The sequence below is a fragment of the Enterobacter sp. WI-ESBL-E8 genome, from assembly GCF_053364895.1.
Genome location: NZ_JBRWXJ010000001.1, coordinates 3,790,464 through 3,808,426, shown reverse-complemented (window position 1 = coordinate 3,808,426; position 17,963 = coordinate 3,790,464). Strand labels below are relative to the sequence as shown.

Genomic DNA, 17,963 nt, shown 5'->3' with positions numbered 1-17,963 from the left:
GCATGTTTTTGGCCCCGCAAAAAATTCACCGAAGAACGAATAAAAATCATCAGTCGGGCGTTTACTGACGTCACTTCCTTTTACCCTGGAGCTTTATATGAACACGACCTCGCTTCGTTTGATCCCGGTGCTGATTTTTTCCCTGCTGTCTCCGCTGGCGCTGGCCATGGGCGATAATAGTACCGAGAGCAAAACGCCCGACTGTCCTTCCGGACAGGTGTATGACAGCGCAACCCAGAAATGCGTGCCGGACAAGAGCAGCAGCCTCAGCGACCAGGACAAAACCAACTATGCGTACCATCTCGCGAAGAAAGGAGAGTACCAGGCGGCGCTGAACCTGCTTGATTCGCTGAAAAATGGCAATACGGCTGAAGCGTGGAACTATCGCGGGTTCGCCACGCGCAAGCTTGGCCGCACGGACGAAGGCATTGGTTACTACCAGCGCGCGCTGGCTATCGCCCCGGATTATGCCAAAGCCCGGGAATATCTCGGTGAAGCGTGGATGGTGAAAGGACGGCCCGATCTCGCGAAAGAACAGCTGAAGGTGATTGCCGGTATTTGTGGCCAGTCCTGCGAGGAGTACCGTGACCTTCAGGCCGCCATCAACGGACATCCGGAATCCTGATTTTCTCGTGGAGGGAAAACACATCGCTACCCGTGAGGTTCGCCAACAGTTAGCCGAACACCTGCCGCGTCTCTGGCGCTATGGGCTGGTGCTGTCGCGAAACAGGGATATCGCCGAAGAGCTGGTTCAGTCCACCTGCGTGCGTGCGCTTGAAAGAAGCGGCCAGTATACGGCGGGCACGCGCATCGACAGGTGGCTGTTCGCGATCCTGCACTCCATCTGGATCTCTGAGCTTCGGGCACGGCACGTGCGTCAGGGGCAGGGGTTTGTGGCGAGCGGCGAGCTTCTGGCACCGGACACCCATGAACAGGATGAAACGCGTTTGCATTATCTGAAGGTGATGCAGCGCGTCGGCGCGCTTCCTGAAGCCCAGCGCAACGCGGTATTTTTGGTTTACGTCGAAGGCTTTACCTACCAGGAGGCGGCGGAGACCCTGGCGGTGCCCATTGGTACCGTGATGAGCCGACTGGCGACGGCGCGGGCAACGCTTGCCAGGTCCGTCGACGCACTGCCTCCGGTAAAGGAGAAACGCTCTTGAATTCGCACCGTTTTACACCGCCCTATAACGACGATGCTATCGTGGCATGGATAGATGGCGAGATGTGCCGCGCCGACGCGCAGCAGTTTGAAGAACAGTTGAAACGTGACGAACGCCTCGCCGGAAGAACCGACGAGCTGATGAAAAGCAGCCTGGATTACGCAGGGGCGTTTGCCTCCCTGCTGGATGACGCTCCCCTCGGGGCGATGCAGGCGCGTCTGGCGGCGCTTCCCGATCCGCAGGCCTCCGCGCCGGCTGGCGTGAGCAGGCGGTCGCTGATTGCGGCCTCGGTCAGCTTTTTGCTGGTCGGTTCCGGGCTGGGGTATCTGCTGCGGCCCGCCTCCGCACCTGACGATGAGAACGCCCATATTCGCGACCTTGAAGCGCAATACATGTCCCTTTACAGCGTCGAGACGCTGCTGGATATGGACAGCGCGGCGCCTGTCCTGCAGCGCGGGCTGGAACGGGCAGCGCAGGACATCGGCGTGAAGTTGAACATGTCGCAGCTGGTCCTGCAGGGGGCAGAGCTAAAAATGGTGCGCATGCTGCGCTATGAAACCACCTCGATCGCGCAAATCGCGTGGATCGGCGCCGACTACGGCCCGATGGCGCTCTGTATCTCTCCCGTTGATGAGAAGACGACGGCCTCTCTGCGCCAGGAGCAGCGGCACGGCATGAACCTGGCGTGGTGGCAGGATGCGGGCTATCAGTTTGTGCTGATTGGCCGCAACCCGCAGCCCCACCTGCGGGGAAACGCGGAGCAGCTGCAGCGCCTGATATCAGGATGAGGGTACGCCGTGAGCCTGAATCGCAATGGCGATGGCAATACGATCGTCAACAACCAGCGCAAACTTATCCATCCCGTAGGCCGCGCGTGATATCGCCGTGTTGGCATCAAGCGTGAGGGCCTGCGCCTGCGGGTCTTTCACGACGGCCTCCAGGATCACCGGGCGGGAAATGTTGCGCACGGTCAGCGTGCCGAACACCCTGAACCGCCCGGCGCCCACGTCGACCACGCGCGAGCTGATGAACTCGATAGTCGGGTAGCGCTCAGATTCAAAAAACATGTCGCTTTTCAGCTGCCAGGTGAGCAGCTTGTTTGAGGCCACCAGGGTTGCCACGGGGATGGTGACGTGGATGTGGTCGTCAACGTCGTTATCCGGATTGAGCGTTACGGCCCCCGTCACGCCGCTGAACGTCGCCCAGGAAAGGATGCCGCCGAAGGCATGCCACGATAGCCGAATGGCGGTGTTATCGGTGTCGATAAGGTAGCTTTTCGGGGCGGCCAGCGCCCACGGACAAACTAAAATCAGCAATATCACCAGGCGTCGTAGCATCTCAGGATCTCTTTAGGGGGGCAGGGAGTAAACGCGTCACCCCCGGGATCTATTCGGCTTTTCTGCGTCAGGATTCGACATCTTTTCAATCGCGATGGCGGAGCCGCATCGGGTGAGCCTGGTGAGAAGTGTAGACGGCATAAAGCAAAGCGGTGGGGAATAAAAAAGGCCGCGTGGGCGGCCTTTCGAAGGGATTACTCAGTGACTTTCTTTTCCAGCTCGCTGGCACCTTCTTTGGTTTTGTTCCAGCCCTTCTCAGCACCTTCTTTGGTGGCATCCCACCCTTTCTCGGTGCCTTGCTTGGTTTTATGCCAGGCTTTCTGGGAATCTTCGCTGACCTTGCTGCCAAAGCTTTCGCTTTTACCTTCCGCAGCGTGCTTCTGTTTCAGCTTCAGCTCTTCACCTTTGTTCTGCTCTTCATGCAGTTTTTGCTTCGCCTCGTTGGCGTTTGCGTTCGCCGCAGCGACGGTATCGTCAGTTGCATGTGTGGTCGCAGCAAATACTGGGGAAGCCAGCAGAACGGCAGATAATGCGATAATTGTTTTTTTCATAATGTCCTCATTTAACGTTATCGGTTATGAGCGTGATTCAGCATGGCACAGACGAAGCGGGGTGGCTTTAGGAAAAAACTGTAATGAGATCAATGTGCCCTGATGAGGAGAATTTCGCCTGAGGATTATCCAAAGGATAAAAAGCCTGTTTCGGCGAGGGCGGCAAGGGTCAGGAGAATGAAGATTATGACGGTTATGGGTTTGTACATATTGGGGTTCCTTCCGGGTTGGGCGGCTAATCCGTAGCGCTGGGTGGTGTGGATTATCTTCCACAGGAGAGAGGGAAGGGTGTTGATGTTTGTCAAAGGGATGGGGGGTAACAATATAAACTACTGGTCAATTGGCCGGTTTTTTTTTGCAAAGATCACGGTATACTGGCTTTGATTAGAGGGAGGAAGAATGGTATGGCGATAACGGAAGAAACGTTGCTTAGATCGGGTTTCACCAAAGAAGAGCTGCAAAAGCTTAAACGCTATGTTGATACACAAAGTACTACTTTGGATATTTTGCTTCCTGCACTTTCAAACCGTTTTAAAGGTACTTTCATTCTTTCAATCGTACTCACTGTTCTGTTCATCCTGGCGGTGTGCTTCGCTTCCCGCGAAAATATCATCTCATCAGGTGTTGCTGTATTATTTATCTTTGGCATCTTCTGTTGGATGACTCCCCTGAAATTAACGTATAAAGCCTGGCGTTTTACGAGGGATTATTATCAATAGACAGTAAGTCAAAAACAATTTTTGCGTTTATGCCGTATCCAATAATTTTCATAGTCAATTTTGGCCGACTCATTGAGTCCATTTTTCTGTAAAAATCTGACCGCATGAAATAAAATAGACGCCAGGAACCAGGTTTTCGAAGTAAACCGAATACGCTGTATGCATTTGCGGCAAGACTTACCGTTTTATATGCAGCCAGGCCAGTCTCACCGCGAAATCCCATAAACTCAGCAACCGACATCGCTGTGTCAGCAACAAATCCTTGCGAACCAGGTTTGTTCAGTAATTGATTATTAACTTCTCTGGATACGGTATTAGCCGCATCAATCACGAGTGTGGCACCTAACAATACACCGACAGGTGTCATTGAGCTTGCAAGGATCAATCCACCTGCGGCTTGTAACCCAGCAAAAACAACCTGTACAGCTGAGATAACATAGCCAACAACTTTATTGTTTTCCTTGATGAACTCTACCCTGGCATAAAGCTGAGCGGCTTTCGTTCTGAGCAGACGATCTTGTTCCAGAAGATTTTCGTTCTCTGCCCGAAGATTTTTTATATAGGAAATCCCTTCTTCGTCGGATTTCGCTTTGCGCGCAAGAGAAAATTGCTCAGTGACAAAAGACTTAATGTCTTCCATAAACTGAATTCTGGTGAGTCCGTCTTTGAGATGGTTAGCCGCTACTATATTTGCAGTATTGATGAGTTTACGAGCTTCCAGATTAATCATGGTCGCTGACCATGCGTTAGTCCGTTGTCCTGTAAGAAGTGAAATATCCATTTTACCCTCATGAACCAGTTATGACAGCACAGGCCAAAAGCATATAACAATGTTTACTTGTTTGCATATGTTCTTGCAATACGAGGGCAACGCAGAGGGTGTGTCATAATCTCATAAAGACTGCTTTGTTGCCTTTACTGGTAAGACTATGTCAGTCAGATATCGGAATAATCGACGATGGCCAGAAATTTCTCCGAATTTACAGGCCAATATAACGCATCGGTAGAATCCTCTTAGGACATTATTGTTCCTGCAAAAATATCTGGCCTGCCTGTACACAGCGCGGTATTCTGTAATGCTTTGTCTTTTTTGTGAACAGGAAAAAGTATGCTAAGTACGTTACCCGATTTACACAGAAGTTTTGCAGAGCAACTCAAGCTTAAGTTTCAGTCTGACTCGCGGATTCACTCTCTTCTCGCTGGCGGCTCGCTTGTTCATGGCGGCTTCGATAAATACTCCGACCTCGATTTTGTCGTTGTGGTCGATCCTCTCTACTATGACGACATCATGGCGCAGCGTATTGTGCTCGCCGGAACGCTGGGCCATCTGCTCCATGCTTTCACCGGAGAACATGTCGGAGAACCGCGTCTGCTTATCTGCCTGTATGGCCCCGAACTCCTTCACGTCGATCTGAAATTTGTCACCCTGGACATGCTCACTCAACGCGTTGAGGAGCCAGCAGTGCTGTTTACCCGTGATAGCCTGGCTCTGGAGTGCCAACTGGCAAAATTTAAGGCTCAGTGGCCTGACATGACGCCGGAGTGGTTTGAGTCGCGAGCATGGATTTGGCTTCATTATGCGGTGGTGAAGCTGGGAAGGGGAGAACTCTTCGAAGCGATTGGCATGCTGTCATTCTTCCGGGAGCAAGTGCTGGGACCTATGCTATTCCGTCGCGCAAATCTTCCGCAACGTGGGGTTCGCCGCATTGAATTCCATGGCATTGATCCTGATGGCCTGCTGACTTCCACGCTGGCAACGCACGATAGTGACTCCGTTAGCATGGCCATCAGAAAGGCCGTTGACGCTTATATCAATCTGCGGGCTGATGCGCTGCCGGAAAATATCGCAGACGATGCGGCACGCTGGGCGATTCTTGCCATGCTGAAAGCCAGAACGTGACACCTGAAAGGTATTGGTCCGGTTCGCCCCGAGTTCAGACGACGTTTGCTGAAAAATGGTCGTCTGAATTTCGGTTGTGACGGTTTTACGAAATGCTTAGATTCATTTTCAATCTATCGAGAGGATATGGATATGAACTTTGCAGACCTCCACAACCAGCATGAACCCCTTCTTATCGCCAACGTCTGGGATGCCGCCAGTGCTGTCGCAGCGCAAGAGGCAGGTTATCAGGCACTGGGAACGTCCAGCGCAGCAGTTGCGTCCACACTGGGATATGAAGACGGGCAGGGAATGCCGTTTGATGAGCTATTTTATATGGTCACCCGCATCCGGGCTGTCAGCAACCTGCCATTGAGCGTTGACATGGAAGCTGGGTATGGTGATGCAGCCGAAGCGATAACAGCCAATCTCAGGCGCCTTGCTCAGACAGGCGTAGCAGGCGTTAACCTTGAAGACAGCAGAGTCATAAACGGGGTGCGTCAGCTTGACGATGCCTCTGATTTTTCCTGTACCCTGAGAACAGCATGCGATGCGCTGAGAAGCGAAAATTACAGCCTGTTTCTGAACATCCGGACTGATACTTACCTGCTCGGGTATGAAGACGCGTTGCAGGAGACAATATTACGGGGACAGCGCTATAAAGCTGCTGGTGCTGACGGCCTTTTTGTTCCCTGTCTGACGTCAGAGAACGACATCAGCCTCATTGCAGAGGCAACGGGTCTGCCCCTTAATGTCATGTGTATGCCCGATCTTCCGTCGTTCGACAGGCTGAAACGGGCCGGGGTAAGCCGCATTTCAATGGGCAATTTTGTTCATTCAGCTATTCAGTCAACGCTGAATGATGTCATGCATGCGATCCGATCTCGTCAGACGTTTGAAGGACTTTTTGGTGATGAAAATAACCGATAAGAATTTGTGTGATATCTGGTATCAGGCATTACTTGAACGTGCTTCAGAATATACTGGCGTGTTTTTTGTTGGCGTCAAAACCACTGGCGTATTCTGTATTTCAGTATGCCGGGCACGAAAACCCAAACGTGAAAATGTCGAATTTTATAAAGATGCCAAATCTGCCCTTGCGGCCGGCTTTCGTCCCTGTAAGGTCTGCAGGCCCGCTGAAAATGCGCACAGCGCACCATTATTTGTTGAACAGGCGCTTGCGCTTGTCAGGCTCGATATTAAATCCCGCGTAACGGACGCGGAGCTTCGTCAGCACGGGATCGGTCCGGAGCGGATAAGACGCTGGTTCCTGCAACATCACGGCATCACTTTTCAGGCTTTCCAGAGAATGCAGCGGGTGAACGTTGCCCTGCAGGAGCTGAAAAGCGGACGAGCGGCGACTGACGTTGCGCTGGACAATGGCTATGAATCCCTGAGCGGGTTTGGTTATACCTACAAGCGGCTCACTGGCGCAGCGCCGACTCAGACAACCCAGGTGATTGTTATTCACCGGTTTACCACCACGCTTGGGCCTATGTTTGTCTGCGCAACAGAGCGGGGAGTCTGCCTGCTGGAGTTTACCGATCGCCGGATGTTAGAAACAGAATTTCGCGATATTCAGCGTTTATTTAACGCCAGAATTGTCACCGGAGAAAACAGCCATACCCGGCAGACGGTAAAAGAAATCAGCGAGTATTTTGCCGGAACCCGCCGACAGTTTGATCTCTCTGTAGATGCTCCAGGCAGTGATTTTCAACAATCCGTCTGGCACGAGCTGCGCGCCGTTCCCTATGGACAGACTTTACACTATCAGGCCATTTCGCTACGGCTTAATAAGCCAAATGCTGTGCGCGCCGTCGCTGCGGCTAATGGTGCAAACCGGATTGCGATTGTGATCCCCTGTCACAGGATAATTGGAAAAGATGGCGCGATGACGGGTTACGGAGGGGGGATTTCTCGAAAAGAATGGCTCATTGAGCATGAGAGAAATAATGTTTAATGGCGTGATGCTCACGTGTAGCGGGAAAATTTTACGGACTCAGTGGGACATGTTGAGGATACAAAAAGCCCGTGGGGCTTGCGCCGTGCTGGCTTTCAGGACTTCATCAGTCGCGGAGTCTGCATACTTCTCAGGAGCATTTATCCATCTCAGCGGAAAGCCTTTTCATTATGTTAAATAATGACTTCAGCTTACATTTTCCGACGCCGGTACGGCAGATATCGTTATGTACTTTTTCAGACCAGACTCCCGTTTAACACCTTTGGGATCGGAAAAAAAAGGAAGCCGCAGGCGAGGTGAATCTGATACTTTCAGTGTCCAGATATAATCCCCAAAAAACCTGAAGTCCACGCTATCGTCAGTGACCTGGAGATCCGCAAAACTCCCTGTCGAGTACTCATTTCCTAAACGAACAATTTCTTTAAGCCCGTCATGAACGTCAATAAGGGCAATCGTCAGAGATTCCTCGAAAATAATGTCATCCGTCAGAAACAGGAGGAAACGCTGCTCATTAACCTGAACCGCTGCTTCAAGCACTTGCCCCGGTACAATAATGTCGGTGCTTTTACCATTGAGCACAACGTCAGATTGAGCCTGGGATACATCGATAGCGTCACGAGTATTAACCAATTCTATTGAATTAACCTGCTGCATAATCAATTCCACAAACGTCCCATTTCCCACGCGGCAAGAGCGCCGCCGACGAAGCCACCGATAGTTGTGCCAACCGCGCCAGCAGTACCGCTTGCCCCGACTTCCTCCATTGAATGATAAGGCCGTCTGGCAATTTCTGGTATCCATTGATGCTTAAAGACGTGCAAAGTTGTTCATACTAGGGAACCTGGTTTGCATCCTTCCCCAACATTTCTTGTAGCGGCATCGTCTAAACCCAAAATTAGGATAACGTTAAGGCGTATGTTCTGGACGATACCAAAGGCTGGTATTAGGATTTAGTTCGTCAGCTTAAACAGGGAAAGGCGATGGATACGACCGAACAGTTAAACGGAACATACTTCTTTGATGGAATGAGCGTCGATAAAGAGGAGCTACTTTACTGGCTTATTCTGGATGAATTTAAAAAGCAGTTTAGTGATGTGATTGATTTGATAGCAATTGCCTCCATGTTAGTCAGCTTGCCGGTAATCCCTGTCAGCGGGAAACTGGGGGCTGGTGCTGCAACCAGGGGGACAAGCCCGCTTTCTCTTGGGCTTCGTACCCTTATTCGACAGCGTTTTAAGCAGGGCCGTAGAACCATTACCTGGGCAAAACTTTTGCGTGGCGAATGGGCATACACAACCAGTATAGGAGCATACATCGGGAGATGGCTCCCTTGGGTTGGTGCCGTACTGACGGCCTATAACCTTGCCATGATCACCCATAACGTTATCCACCGTTATCAGCTTATCGTTGGGCCAGGAGAAAGATAATGGCAGACAAAGCAGCACTCGTCAGGGAACTCATTAAAAAACACTTCTGGGAAATGTCTGACGATACTTCTGTAAGTACAGGTAAACAAAGTGTACTCCCGGAAGATATGACGGATTTTCTTGAGGAGTATTCAGAAAGTCTGGATGTAGATATGTCTGATTTTGTGTTTAGTCGATATTTTCCAAATGAGGGGATTCGCTTCCTGCCAAATGCGATATTGCCCCGCTATCTTAGAACCGATCATCATGCGCCCGAGCCGTTGACAGTAAGTATGCTTATTGAATCGGCAAATGCTGGTCGTTGGATTTTTTAACGGTAAGACAGGTAAGAGCGTGCCATTATCAGCCCTTTCGGGGGATAATAATTCTGCCATGTTATTGCTTGCGAGTGATGGCTACAGCGGCCGGAGCATGTACACGCTGCGCGAGATTTTCGGCGTGAAAAATGGAACATAATCCAGGCTGTAAGGGGGGATATCCGCTCGCATAAAGAGGTACAGCGCATTAGCATTCGCGACCGTTTAAATGATTTTATGCTGGCGCAAGGCGCTGAGCTGGCTGCCGCCCTTGTCCCGGAGCTGATGAATTATTCCGGGCAGCATTCCGCCATTCAGCGCTGCGCCATGCAGCATTCGATCGACTATCTGCGTGAGGCGCTACAGGTCTGGCTGGCCGCCGGTGGAAAAATTTATTATTCGGGGCCGGATAATGTCATTTTAACAGCCATCGGATTCAGTCCTGACGCGGCTTCGCGCGATGATAGTCGTGAAAAATTCACGCCTGCACTGAACCTGAATTACACCCGCCGCCGTGCAGAACTGGTCGCGCAGTAGTCCTTTCAAAAATTGCCGCAAATCACGCTATTTTTCCATAAAAAAGCCATGCATAAGGTGCATGGCTTTACATTCGTTTTACTGATACTGATACCCCCGCCAGCCCAGCACTGGCGAGCCCTGAAGTCGATCATGCACCGGCATTAAAAGCGCCCTCTTAAGCGGTCAGGCGTGGCGGGGAGAGCATTACGCGAAAACGGCGATAGGTTACATTCTTTGAGTAGGGTAAGCATTCCTTATGTTTTGGCTAAAATAAGAACCAATAGAACCAGCATTTGTTAATTCTATGTAAACATGTTCTGGTACATCATAGTATTGATAAACACCACCATGATGAAATTCAATCTCAAGTGTTTGAGATGGTTCGTCATATCCAACTGATGCTAAATTAGATGAATTAACAGCTGTTCTTTCCATTTATTAATCCTCTTTAATTGGCTTATTTAAACGCCATGCTTTGATAACTTTGGTGTAATTCTTATTGAGAACTCTAGGTTTTGACCATGATTTGCTGACGTCAGGATCTTGACTGTCAGGATAAAGCCCGTCTGGTGGTAACTTAAATTTACATCGTGAAGGCAGTTTTGCCGCCTCTCCAATAATTATTGCTTCGCCTGTCCTCAAAATGGGTAATGTGTCAATTAGAGAACTTAGACCATCAGACATTGCTGCTTTTACTTTAGACCGATCACTTGTATTGGTTAATCTTAAAGCAAACAATGTTCCACATTGAGACAAAATGGTATCGTCAACTTCGGATGGTCGCTGGCTAATAATCATTAGGCCAACTCCAAACTTTCTTCCTTCCTTAGCGACACGTTGCACAATATTTTTTGTTAGACCATCATCATTGTTAGAAAGGTATCTATGAGCCTCCTCTAGCACGAAAAGTACTGGGTTATGCTTCAATCCAGCATCTAAATTCCGACCCCAAATAGACGCTTCAAATACAATACTCATTATAGATCCTAAAAGCATGTCTAATTGACTCGAAGGCATGCCAGATAAATCTAAAATTGATATTGGCTTTTCATGGTTTAACCACTCACTTAGAAGATGATCAAGATCATTATCAATCTTTCCATTTTCGTCAGGAGTATATCCTTCAGGCGAAAGGAAAAAGGAATATTGACTGTCAAGCAATCTGGCTTTCATAAGATTTAATTGCTTAGTTAGAACATGACTTCCTTTTTTAAAGGGAGGGTTGCTTGCCGTTCCCGGTGGGATAAACTTTGGCGGTTCCAGAGTAGATGCGTCACCTTGAATATTGTCTTTAAAAGCAGGATGCACAAACTCCTTTTCCAAATAAGTTACAGTATCTTCGAAGGTAAATTTAAACCATAAATTTTTAAGGTTATAAGGAAGTGGGGTGAAAGAAGTAACCTTACTTTCGTTAATATATTCTATATTATTGGATTTGATTGATTCTTTTTTGTTTTCTGTGATGAATTCAATCATTGAGTTTTTACTAGCATCATTTATATTACCGCATAAAAAATCAATAAGTTTTTCTGTTGGTAGTGCCCAAAAAGGAATCTTTAACTTACATTCTTCGCCTATTGGGTCGACAGAAAATACTTTTGATATATCTTTTAGTGCTGCGGAATATTCTCCATGCATATCAACTAGTAGTATTCTTGCCGAGTTATTGTCTATACCATCTAACTGACAAATTGAGCGCAATAGACCAGATACACTGGTTGATTTTCCAGAGCCCGTTGAGCCAACTACAGCTGAGTGTCTTGTAACAAGTTTATCTATATCTAAATTAACATCTATACTTTCTGAACTGGCTAATTTTCCAACTGTAACCAAATTGCCACTTTTTGAACCATAAATTATTTTTAAATCTGAGTCCAGCACCATGTGGACATCATCACCGACCGACGGATACTGGCTAATACCTCTGTCAAAAAAACCACAAGAACTTTCCCCTATTAACTCGACAACAATAGTTCTGCTATCGGAGGAGACTATTTCGTCATTATCGATGATCGCATTTTCATTGCTGGATCCAACCACGCCATATAAGTCATTATAACCTTGAGGAATCCTAACAAAACTTCCAACTTGGCCTACCTTATGCGTCCTTCCTTCAAGTACTAATAACCCAGAATTTACTTTTTTTGAAAGCCTAATCGTGACTGATGAACTAGAGATTGAGATTATGACGCCAATTGACGTGGATGCCATAGCCATTTTAGTCATCATTTTTATCCTCAGACTTACTTTCAAACAGTATTGGTGAAGAAGAAACTTCTCCTCCGGCAATTGCTAAGAATCTAGCAAGCCCTTTAAAATCCCCTAATATAAATTCGTTGTTATCATTCAAATATTCTTTTCTAACATAGTTCCAATTTTTACTAGGTAGTTCCCCAGTTTTCCAGGGGGCACTTATTGTATTAATCACTGCGCCATCCCTACAATAGACACTAAGATTTGGCGTTCGTTTTGCTAAGTCTATAGCATAAGATTCTTCTTCAATATTTTTATATTGGAAAGCTATAACCGCGCTAGTAGGGTTTGCTGAAAGACACTCGCTTATTTTTGAAGATATATGAGCATCAGCAAATGAGAAGCCTGTTGTAATTAATAAAGTATCAGGTTCCATAATGAAATTTTTAAGCCTTTCAAACAAGGCTGAAAATGGAGCTGCTTGGGTTTGAGAATATTTTATATGAGAAGGGTACACCATATTAGAAACTTCACATTCCGGAACCCTAGTAACTTGTCCATTAGGCCGCATTGTCCAACCTATCGAACCATGTAGTTTCCACAGCCTTACCCATCTTGGTGGCAGGTCATTTGTTGAAATGCTAGCGGGATCAAAAAAGGAGAATCTGGAACCAGTGAATCCATCAAAGAAAGGCGTTTGAGAACGTTCTAAAGCGTCTTCACAAAGTAAATCATAATTAGTGGTAAATATTTCAACCCCATAGCTTCTATTAATGCCATTTATCCAGGATATCAATTCGCTATAAGGATTTTGAGTATCAGGAAGAGGTTTGCTTACTACTTCTTTAATTTTTGAGCAAATATCCAAATCTAGTTTTTTATATGTTTCAGCATCGCCTCCATGAACACTATGTTGCCCGATTATATCAGCAAGAGTCCTTACATCGGATAATATTTTTTCTAGGTTGTTTTGACCCTTAGGTCCCTCCAGGATTTCAAATATCTCTAACAATTCCTTTGTAAGAGAATCCTTAACATGCTTTGTTAAACCTTCAATGTTAGGTATTAAAGGTTCATATTTTTCGTCTTTTCCAATATTAATACTTACCGGTGCTCCTGCCCCGATAAGAATACCTATTTTTTTTCTTCCATTAGTTACTAGTTGTCGAAAATCAAACATGTATGTATCGGGATTATGAACAGAAGCACTCATTTTAATTCCATTAAATTGATTACTAGAAGGTGGAGACGTAGCTCCCCCACCACCTCATCAGTTCTACTCGCTGTTCAAGATAAGTAGAACGATTGTATGCTCTTCTGACTTCATTCTTGTCTGCGTGTGCTAAGGCAGCTTCAATGACATCGGGATTCAAATCCGCTTCATTCATTGCTGTGCTAGCTATAGAACAAAGACCATGAGCAACTAACTTACCACCATATCCAATTCGCTTTAAAGCTGCATTTGCTGTTTGGCTATTCATTGTTGCTTTGGATCATTTTTGCTAGGGAATAAATGTTCACGGTGAGAACTTATAGATTTGATCACTTCCAGAATCTCTAATGTCTGTGGAGATAGTGGCACGATGTGCTCACGCTTAACCTTCATGCGCTCGGCTGGAATTGTCCAGAGCTTTGAATCGACATCGATCTCTGCCCACCGAGCGTCTGAGGTATCAGAAGGGTGTACTGGAGTCGGGAGTTGCCACTCAATTAGACAGCGAGTCGGTACGGTCGAGTTTGACATCACCAAAGAACGCATCAGCTTCGGCAATTCTTCTGGCCGGAGCGTCGGCATGTTTTGCTTTTTAGGTTTCTCAAACGCCATTCCGACACCAGATGCCGCGTTTGCATCAATCAAGCCAGTGATGACGGCCTAGATCATGATTTCGTTAATACGCTGAATTAGTCGACGTATAGTCTCAAGCGCTCCACGAGCTTTGATTGGTTGAAGGGCTTCAACCATATTCGGGCTTTGATTTGCTGAACTGGAATCTCACCGGTGGCAGGGAATACATCTTTCTCCAGTGAACGCCAAATGTCTTTTGCGTAATCAGGGGTAACGCTTTTGCTTTTGAGCTGGAACCAGTTAGCGGTGACTGTCGAAAGAATACTGTCCTGAGCGATTTGTTGCTCTTCCTCTGCGGTTTCAGCTTGGATTTGCGGGTCGATTCCGTTGGCTAATAAGGCAAGGTAATCCGCTCTTAACCCTCGTGCGTCAGCAAGTGACAGGGCGGGGAAAGCACCTGGCCCCATCATTGTCCGCTGCTTTGTTGCCGGAAGTTGATAACGAAAACGCCAGAGTTTTCCTCGCTGGTTTTCACTATCAGGAAAAGCCCATCGCCATCATGTAGCGTCAAATAATTCTCTCACGCCTTAGCGCGCAGGACTTCTGTGTTGGTTAGGGGCGTGTTGTCGGTGCCACTGTGGCCGCTCCTTCATGAATTGGTATACGCTTTTAAGTATACAACCTGCCGTATACCTACACCTATACCACTAACCACCGGAGTTAGTCGGATGTTCTCGGACTACGACAGACACAAAAAAGCCCGCAAGGCTTGCGCCGTGCGGGCTTTCAGGACTTCATCAGTCGACTCTGGTGATCGCCGATGGAGAATTTTGGTGGGCTGGCGGAGTCTGAATTGGTTGTGTAATTCATTGAATTAATTTGAATAACTGCTAGTTCAACTTTTCTTAGGGGCCTATTTGGGTGCCTAAAAGTTTTTTCTCCTTTTGATGAGAAAGAAGACGAGATAGGGACTGTGGGTGGTGATATCTAGTTGAGTCGTCACACTGAAAAACAGATTTGACCTGGTAACCATTTCTTGCGCAGCAAACGCGCCGCGCATATACGGTTTGGGCTTACCTTTTATCAAACGCTTAGACTACTATTCGCCTGCGAAATTTTTTGTATAAAAGCCATCATCACCAATGCAGCATCGAAAAATGCTAATTAAAAATGCTCACGCCTGCATCCCCTTACCCCGTGCCAGGTTAATTCTTTCAACGCATTCCTTAAACGCTTTAAGTTGCTCCGTAGAGAGTTCAGATTCATCAATTTTGACCAGAAGAGCGTTGAGAGAGCGTTCAATATCATTTTTAATTAACCGTAAGCAGATAACCTTAACCCAACGTGGAGAGAGCTTACTGAGGCCAATTGCTCTTGTGATTTGTAATTTCATGCGATGCCTCTCAACCGCCAGTGTGCCGGTTTTCAACCTCGGTTATAACACGCAATGGACAGGACTTCTGTTATTCCTTCGCCTAAAATTTAGCATGAAGCGCTTAGCTTGGGTGCAACCAGGATTTCATTAAACATCAAAATTAGTTTTGCATCATGACGCGCAAGCGCCACGTCATAACCAGAGTTACTAGTTCACCTCAAGGTAGTTTTTCATATTCTGACACAGGATGGGATATCTCCTTTGTGCCATAGTGGATGTTATTAATCTCATGCAGTATGGATTCACGAAAAATATACGTTAAATTTTGTCCTGATTGACACGGGATGAAAGCTCCTGATAGCTCTCTTTTCTCTCGCTGTAACGATCTGCAAGATAACCAGTTTGTCCCTTAAGCAGCACCGTGATTTTAAACAGCTCCTCGGCTACATCGACGATACGGTCATACCATGACGAAGGTTTCATTCGGCCGTTTTCGTCGAACTCTTGCCATGCCTTAGCAATGGAGGACTGGTTGGGGATAGTGAACATCCGCATCCATCGGCCCAGAATGCGCATTTGGTTCACCGCATTAAAGGACTGCGAACCACCGCAGACCTGCATCACTGCAAGTGTCTTGCCCTGCGAAGGACGAACCGCTCCTTCACTTAAGGGTATCCAGTCTATTTGCGCCTTCATCACCGCGCTCATCGTCCCATGCCGCTCAGGGGAACTCCACACCATCCCGTCACACCATCTGACCAGGCCGCGTAGTTCGGTGACCTTAGGGTGCGTGTCTGGCGCATCATCAGGCAGGGGTAAACCAGAGGGGTTAAAGAATTCCACCTCCGCGCCCATTGCAGTCAGAAGACGACCGGCTTCCTCCGCGGCAAAGCGGCTGTAGGAGCGCTCTCTTACTGAGCCATACAGGATAAGAATCCGTGGTGGCGCTTGCAGGTTCAGGCGTTCAGCGATGTGTTGATCAAAGAATTCAATATTAAGGGCAGGAAATTGTTCCATTTTTCTCCTCCGGAGAGAGTAGATGATTTCAAATTTAACACATATGATTTATCATATATATATTCTAAAGGGAACGGAGTGAAAAATGCTACAACCTGTTCAGCTTTTCAAAATCCTGTCGGATGAAACTCGGCTCGCCATCGTCATGATTCTCCGGGAGTCAGGAGAACTGTGCGTTTGTGATATCTGCGCAGCCATTTCCGAATCACAACCCAAAGTCTCGCGACATATGGCTATCCTTCGTGAGGCCGGGCTGGTTCTGGACCATCGTGAAGGCAAATGGATCCACTATCGTCTGTCACCCCACATACCGGCATGGGCAGCTGAGACAATCACGACGTCCTGGCAGTGTATGCGGGAGGATTTGTGTAAATGGCTGGATAAATCAGCCTGCACCTCCTGCTGAGAAAAGAAAACAAATTCACATAATCATATATAACGGAGTCTGAGATGCTTTTGGCGGGGAGTATATTTTTACTGACGTTGATACTGGTGATCTGGCAACCCGGAGGCCTGAGTATTGGCTGGAGTGCGAGTATCGGGGCTGTGCTGGCGCTGGTAACTGGAGTCATCCATATCGCTGATATTCCCGTTGTCTGGAATATCGTCTGGAACGCGACAGCGGCATTTATTGCGGTCATCATCATCAGCCTGCTGCTCGATGAGTCCGGCTTCTTTGAATGGGCCGCACTGCACGTCTCCCGCTGGGGTAACGGACGTGGCCGCCTTTTGTTTAGCTGGATAGTCTTGCTTGGGGCTGCTGTTGCTACACTGTTTGCCAATGACGGAGCCGCACTGATCCTGACGCCGATCGTAATTGCGATGCTGCTCGCACTGGGATTCAGTCAGGGCACGACACTGGCCTTTGTCATGGCCGCAGGATTCATTGCAGATACGGCCAGCCTGCCGCTCATTGTTTCTAACCTGGTGAATATCGTCTCGGCGGACTTTTTCGGTCTGGGCTTTACGCAGTATGCCTCCGTGATGATCCCCGTAGATGTGGCCGCGATTACGGCCACGCTGGTCATGCTGCATCTCTTCTTCCGCAGGGATATTCCGGTGACGTATGACGTTTCGCTGCTGAAGACGCCTGCCAGTGTGATAAAGGATCCGGCAACGTTCAGGGCGGGCTGGATTGTCCTGTTTTTGCTGCTTGTCGGTTTCTTTGTTCTGGAACCTCTTGGGATCCCGATAAGTGCGATAGCCGCTACTGGCGCAGCAGTACTGTTCATAGTGGCGAAAAGAGGTCACGCCATCAACACAGGAAAAGTCCTGCGCGATGCACCATGGCAGATAGTTATTTTTTCACTGGGCATGTACCTGGTGGTCTATGGCCTGCGCAATGCAGGGCTCACGGAGTCTCTGTCTGACGTGCTAAACCTGCTGGCAGAAAAGGGGTTATGGGCAGCAACGTTCGGCACCGGCTTCCTGACCGCGTTCCTGTCGTCGGTAATGAATAACATGCCGACGGTGCTGATTGGTGCGCTGTCGATTGACGGAAGTACGGCGACAGGCGTCGTCAAAGAGGCAATGATTTATGCCAACGTGATTGGCTGCGATTTAGGCCCGAAAATCACTCCGATTGGCAGTCTGGCAACCCTGCTGTGGCTACATGTGCTCGCACAGAAAAACATGACCATCACCTGGGGATATTACTTCCGCACCGGCATAATCATGACCCTGCCCGTGCTTTTCGTCACTCTGGCTGTGCTGGCGTGGCGGCTCTCTGTCACCTTGTAGC

General features: G+C 48.1%; 20 protein-coding genes and 2 pseudogenes. 12 read left to right on the top strand and 10 right to left on the bottom strand.

The window, feature by feature from the left end; all coding sequences use genetic code 11:
• The first annotated feature begins 97 nt into the window (after positions 1-97).
• The 3 genes from ACWHWP_RS18040 to ACWHWP_RS18030 are packed head-to-tail and all read left to right on the top strand — an operon-like array spanning position 98 to position 1,951.
• Positions 98-625 (top strand): tetratricopeptide repeat protein, encoded by a 528-nt coding sequence (locus ACWHWP_RS18040; RefSeq protein ID WP_059312481.1) that lies wholly within the window; start codon positions 98-100, stop codon positions 623-625.
• 7 nt (positions 626-632) lie between these two features.
• On the top strand, positions 633-1,163 hold the full coding sequence (locus tag ACWHWP_RS18035) for an RNA polymerase sigma factor (protein WP_447856099.1): 531 nt from the start codon (positions 633-635) through the stop codon (positions 1,161-1,163).
• A complete protein-coding gene (locus ACWHWP_RS18030; RefSeq protein WP_447856098.1) occupies positions 1,160-1,951 on the top strand; it encodes an anti-sigma factor family protein in 792 nt (263 codons plus the stop codon). The genes ACWHWP_RS18035 and ACWHWP_RS18030 overlap by 4 nt, the downstream gene beginning before the upstream one ends.
• On the opposite strand, the gene ACWHWP_RS18025 is transcribed toward ACWHWP_RS18030, so the two are convergent.
• Both ACWHWP_RS18025 and ACWHWP_RS18020 read right to left on the bottom strand, forming a co-directional pair.
• A complete protein-coding gene (locus ACWHWP_RS18025; protein ID WP_059312484.1) occupies positions 1,943-2,500 on the bottom strand; it encodes a YceI family protein in 558 nt (185 codons plus the stop codon). The two genes, ACWHWP_RS18030 and ACWHWP_RS18025, sit on opposite strands and share 9 nt — an antisense overlap.
• A gap of 194 nt (positions 2,501-2,694) precedes the next feature.
• The gene (locus tag ACWHWP_RS18020; RefSeq protein WP_047348115.1) at positions 2,695-3,051 is read right to left on the bottom strand and encodes a hypothetical protein; all 357 of its coding nucleotides are present in this window, start codon (positions 3,049-3,051) and stop codon (positions 2,695-2,697) included.
• Positions 3,052-3,455: 404 nt separating this feature from the next.
• Here ACWHWP_RS18020 and ACWHWP_RS18015 point away from each other — a divergent pair, with 404 nt between their 5' ends.
• Positions 3,456-3,770, top strand: a complete 315-nt coding sequence (locus ACWHWP_RS18015) for a hypothetical protein (RefSeq protein WP_059312485.1) — start codon at positions 3,456-3,458, stop codon at positions 3,768-3,770.
• Here ACWHWP_RS18015 and ACWHWP_RS18010 read toward each other — a convergent pair.
• A complete protein-coding gene (locus ACWHWP_RS18010) occupies positions 3,748-4,551 on the bottom strand; it encodes a DUF4225 domain-containing protein (protein ID WP_059312486.1) in 804 nt (267 codons plus the stop codon). The two genes, ACWHWP_RS18015 and ACWHWP_RS18010, sit on opposite strands and share 23 nt — an antisense overlap.
• Positions 4,552-4,878: 327 nt before the next feature.
• Here ACWHWP_RS18010 and ACWHWP_RS18005 point away from each other — a divergent pair, with 327 nt between their 5' ends.
• From ACWHWP_RS18005 to ACWHWP_RS17995, 3 genes are all read left to right on the top strand, one after another.
• Positions 4,879-5,670 (top strand): nucleotidyltransferase domain-containing protein, encoded by a 792-nt coding sequence (locus tag ACWHWP_RS18005; protein WP_059312487.1) that lies wholly within the window; start codon positions 4,879-4,881, stop codon positions 5,668-5,670.
• 132 nt (positions 5,671-5,802) lie between these two features.
• Entirely contained in the window at positions 5,803-6,579 is a 777-nt protein-coding gene (locus ACWHWP_RS18000) for an isocitrate lyase/PEP mutase family protein (protein ID WP_059312488.1), read from the top strand.
• Complete coding sequence (locus tag ACWHWP_RS17995) at positions 6,563-7,609, top strand: bifunctional transcriptional activator/DNA repair enzyme AdaA (RefSeq protein ID WP_447856705.1); 1,047 nt, start codon at positions 6,563-6,565, stop codon at positions 7,607-7,609. Before ACWHWP_RS18000 ends, ACWHWP_RS17995 begins: the two co-directional genes overlap by 17 nt.
• Before the next feature lie 186 nt (positions 7,610-7,795).
• Here the strand turns inward: ACWHWP_RS17995 and ACWHWP_RS17990 are convergent, their stop codons facing one another.
• Complete coding sequence (locus ACWHWP_RS17990; protein ID WP_447856097.1) at positions 7,796-8,263, bottom strand: hypothetical protein; 468 nt, start codon at positions 8,261-8,263, stop codon at positions 7,796-7,798.
• Between the two features lie 326 nt (positions 8,264-8,589).
• Between ACWHWP_RS17990 and ACWHWP_RS17985 the strand changes: the two genes are divergently transcribed.
• From ACWHWP_RS17985 to ACWHWP_RS17975, 3 genes and pseudogenes are all read left to right on the top strand, one after another.
• On the top strand, positions 8,590-9,036 hold the full coding sequence (locus tag ACWHWP_RS17985) for an STM2901 family protein (protein ID WP_447856096.1): 447 nt from the start codon (positions 8,590-8,592) through the stop codon (positions 9,034-9,036).
• Positions 9,036-9,350 (top strand): DUF1493 family protein, encoded by a 315-nt coding sequence (locus tag ACWHWP_RS17980; RefSeq protein WP_447856095.1) that lies wholly within the window; start codon positions 9,036-9,038, stop codon positions 9,348-9,350. The genes ACWHWP_RS17985 and ACWHWP_RS17980 overlap by 1 nt, the downstream gene beginning before the upstream one ends.
• Positions 9,328-9,869, top strand: a pseudogene (locus ACWHWP_RS17975) (phage polarity suppression protein). The gene ACWHWP_RS17980 and the pseudogene ACWHWP_RS17975 overlap by 23 nt, the downstream one beginning before the upstream one ends.
• Before the next feature lie 207 nt (positions 9,870-10,076).
• Here the strand turns inward: ACWHWP_RS17975 and ACWHWP_RS17970 are convergent.
• From ACWHWP_RS17970 to arsH, 6 genes and pseudogenes are all read right to left on the bottom strand, one after another.
• Positions 10,077-10,286 (bottom strand): KTSC domain-containing protein, encoded by a 210-nt coding sequence (locus ACWHWP_RS17970; RefSeq protein WP_447856094.1) that lies wholly within the window; start codon positions 10,284-10,286, stop codon positions 10,077-10,079.
• A 3-nt stretch (positions 10,287-10,289) separates the two neighbouring features.
• Positions 10,290-12,080 (bottom strand): ATP-binding protein, encoded by a 1,791-nt coding sequence (locus ACWHWP_RS17965; RefSeq protein ID WP_447856093.1) that lies wholly within the window; start codon positions 12,078-12,080, stop codon positions 10,290-10,292.
• Positions 12,070-13,257 (bottom strand): SIR2 family protein, encoded by a 1,188-nt coding sequence (locus tag ACWHWP_RS17960; RefSeq protein WP_447856092.1) that lies wholly within the window; start codon positions 13,255-13,257, stop codon positions 12,070-12,072. Before ACWHWP_RS17960 ends, ACWHWP_RS17965 begins: the two co-directional genes overlap by 11 nt.
• A gap of 22 nt (positions 13,258-13,279) precedes the next feature.
• Positions 13,280-14,401: pseudogene (locus tag ACWHWP_RS17955) on the bottom strand (integrase domain-containing protein).
• Between the two features lie 603 nt (positions 14,402-15,004).
• Positions 15,005-15,223: a hypothetical protein gene (locus ACWHWP_RS17950; RefSeq protein WP_010434242.1), complete on the bottom strand. Its 219-nt coding sequence runs from the start codon at positions 15,221-15,223 to the stop codon at positions 15,005-15,007.
• Between the two features lie 300 nt (positions 15,224-15,523).
• Positions 15,524-16,222 (bottom strand): arsenical resistance protein ArsH, encoded by a 699-nt coding sequence (gene arsH, locus ACWHWP_RS17945; RefSeq protein WP_032938044.1) that lies wholly within the window; start codon positions 16,220-16,222, stop codon positions 15,524-15,526.
• A gap of 85 nt (positions 16,223-16,307) precedes the next feature.
• Between arsH and ACWHWP_RS17940 the strand changes: the two genes are divergently transcribed.
• Together ACWHWP_RS17940 and ACWHWP_RS17935 are read left to right on the top strand one after the other, a co-directional pair.
• The gene (locus ACWHWP_RS17940) at positions 16,308-16,628 is read left to right on the top strand and encodes a metalloregulator ArsR/SmtB family transcription factor (RefSeq protein ID WP_049102029.1); all 321 of its coding nucleotides are present in this window, start codon (positions 16,308-16,310) and stop codon (positions 16,626-16,628) included.
• A 44-nt stretch (positions 16,629-16,672) separates the two neighbouring features.
• Entirely contained in the window at positions 16,673-17,962 is a 1,290-nt protein-coding gene (locus tag ACWHWP_RS17935; protein ID WP_024274589.1) for an arsenic transporter, read from the top strand.
• Position 17,963 lies beyond the last annotated feature (1 nt).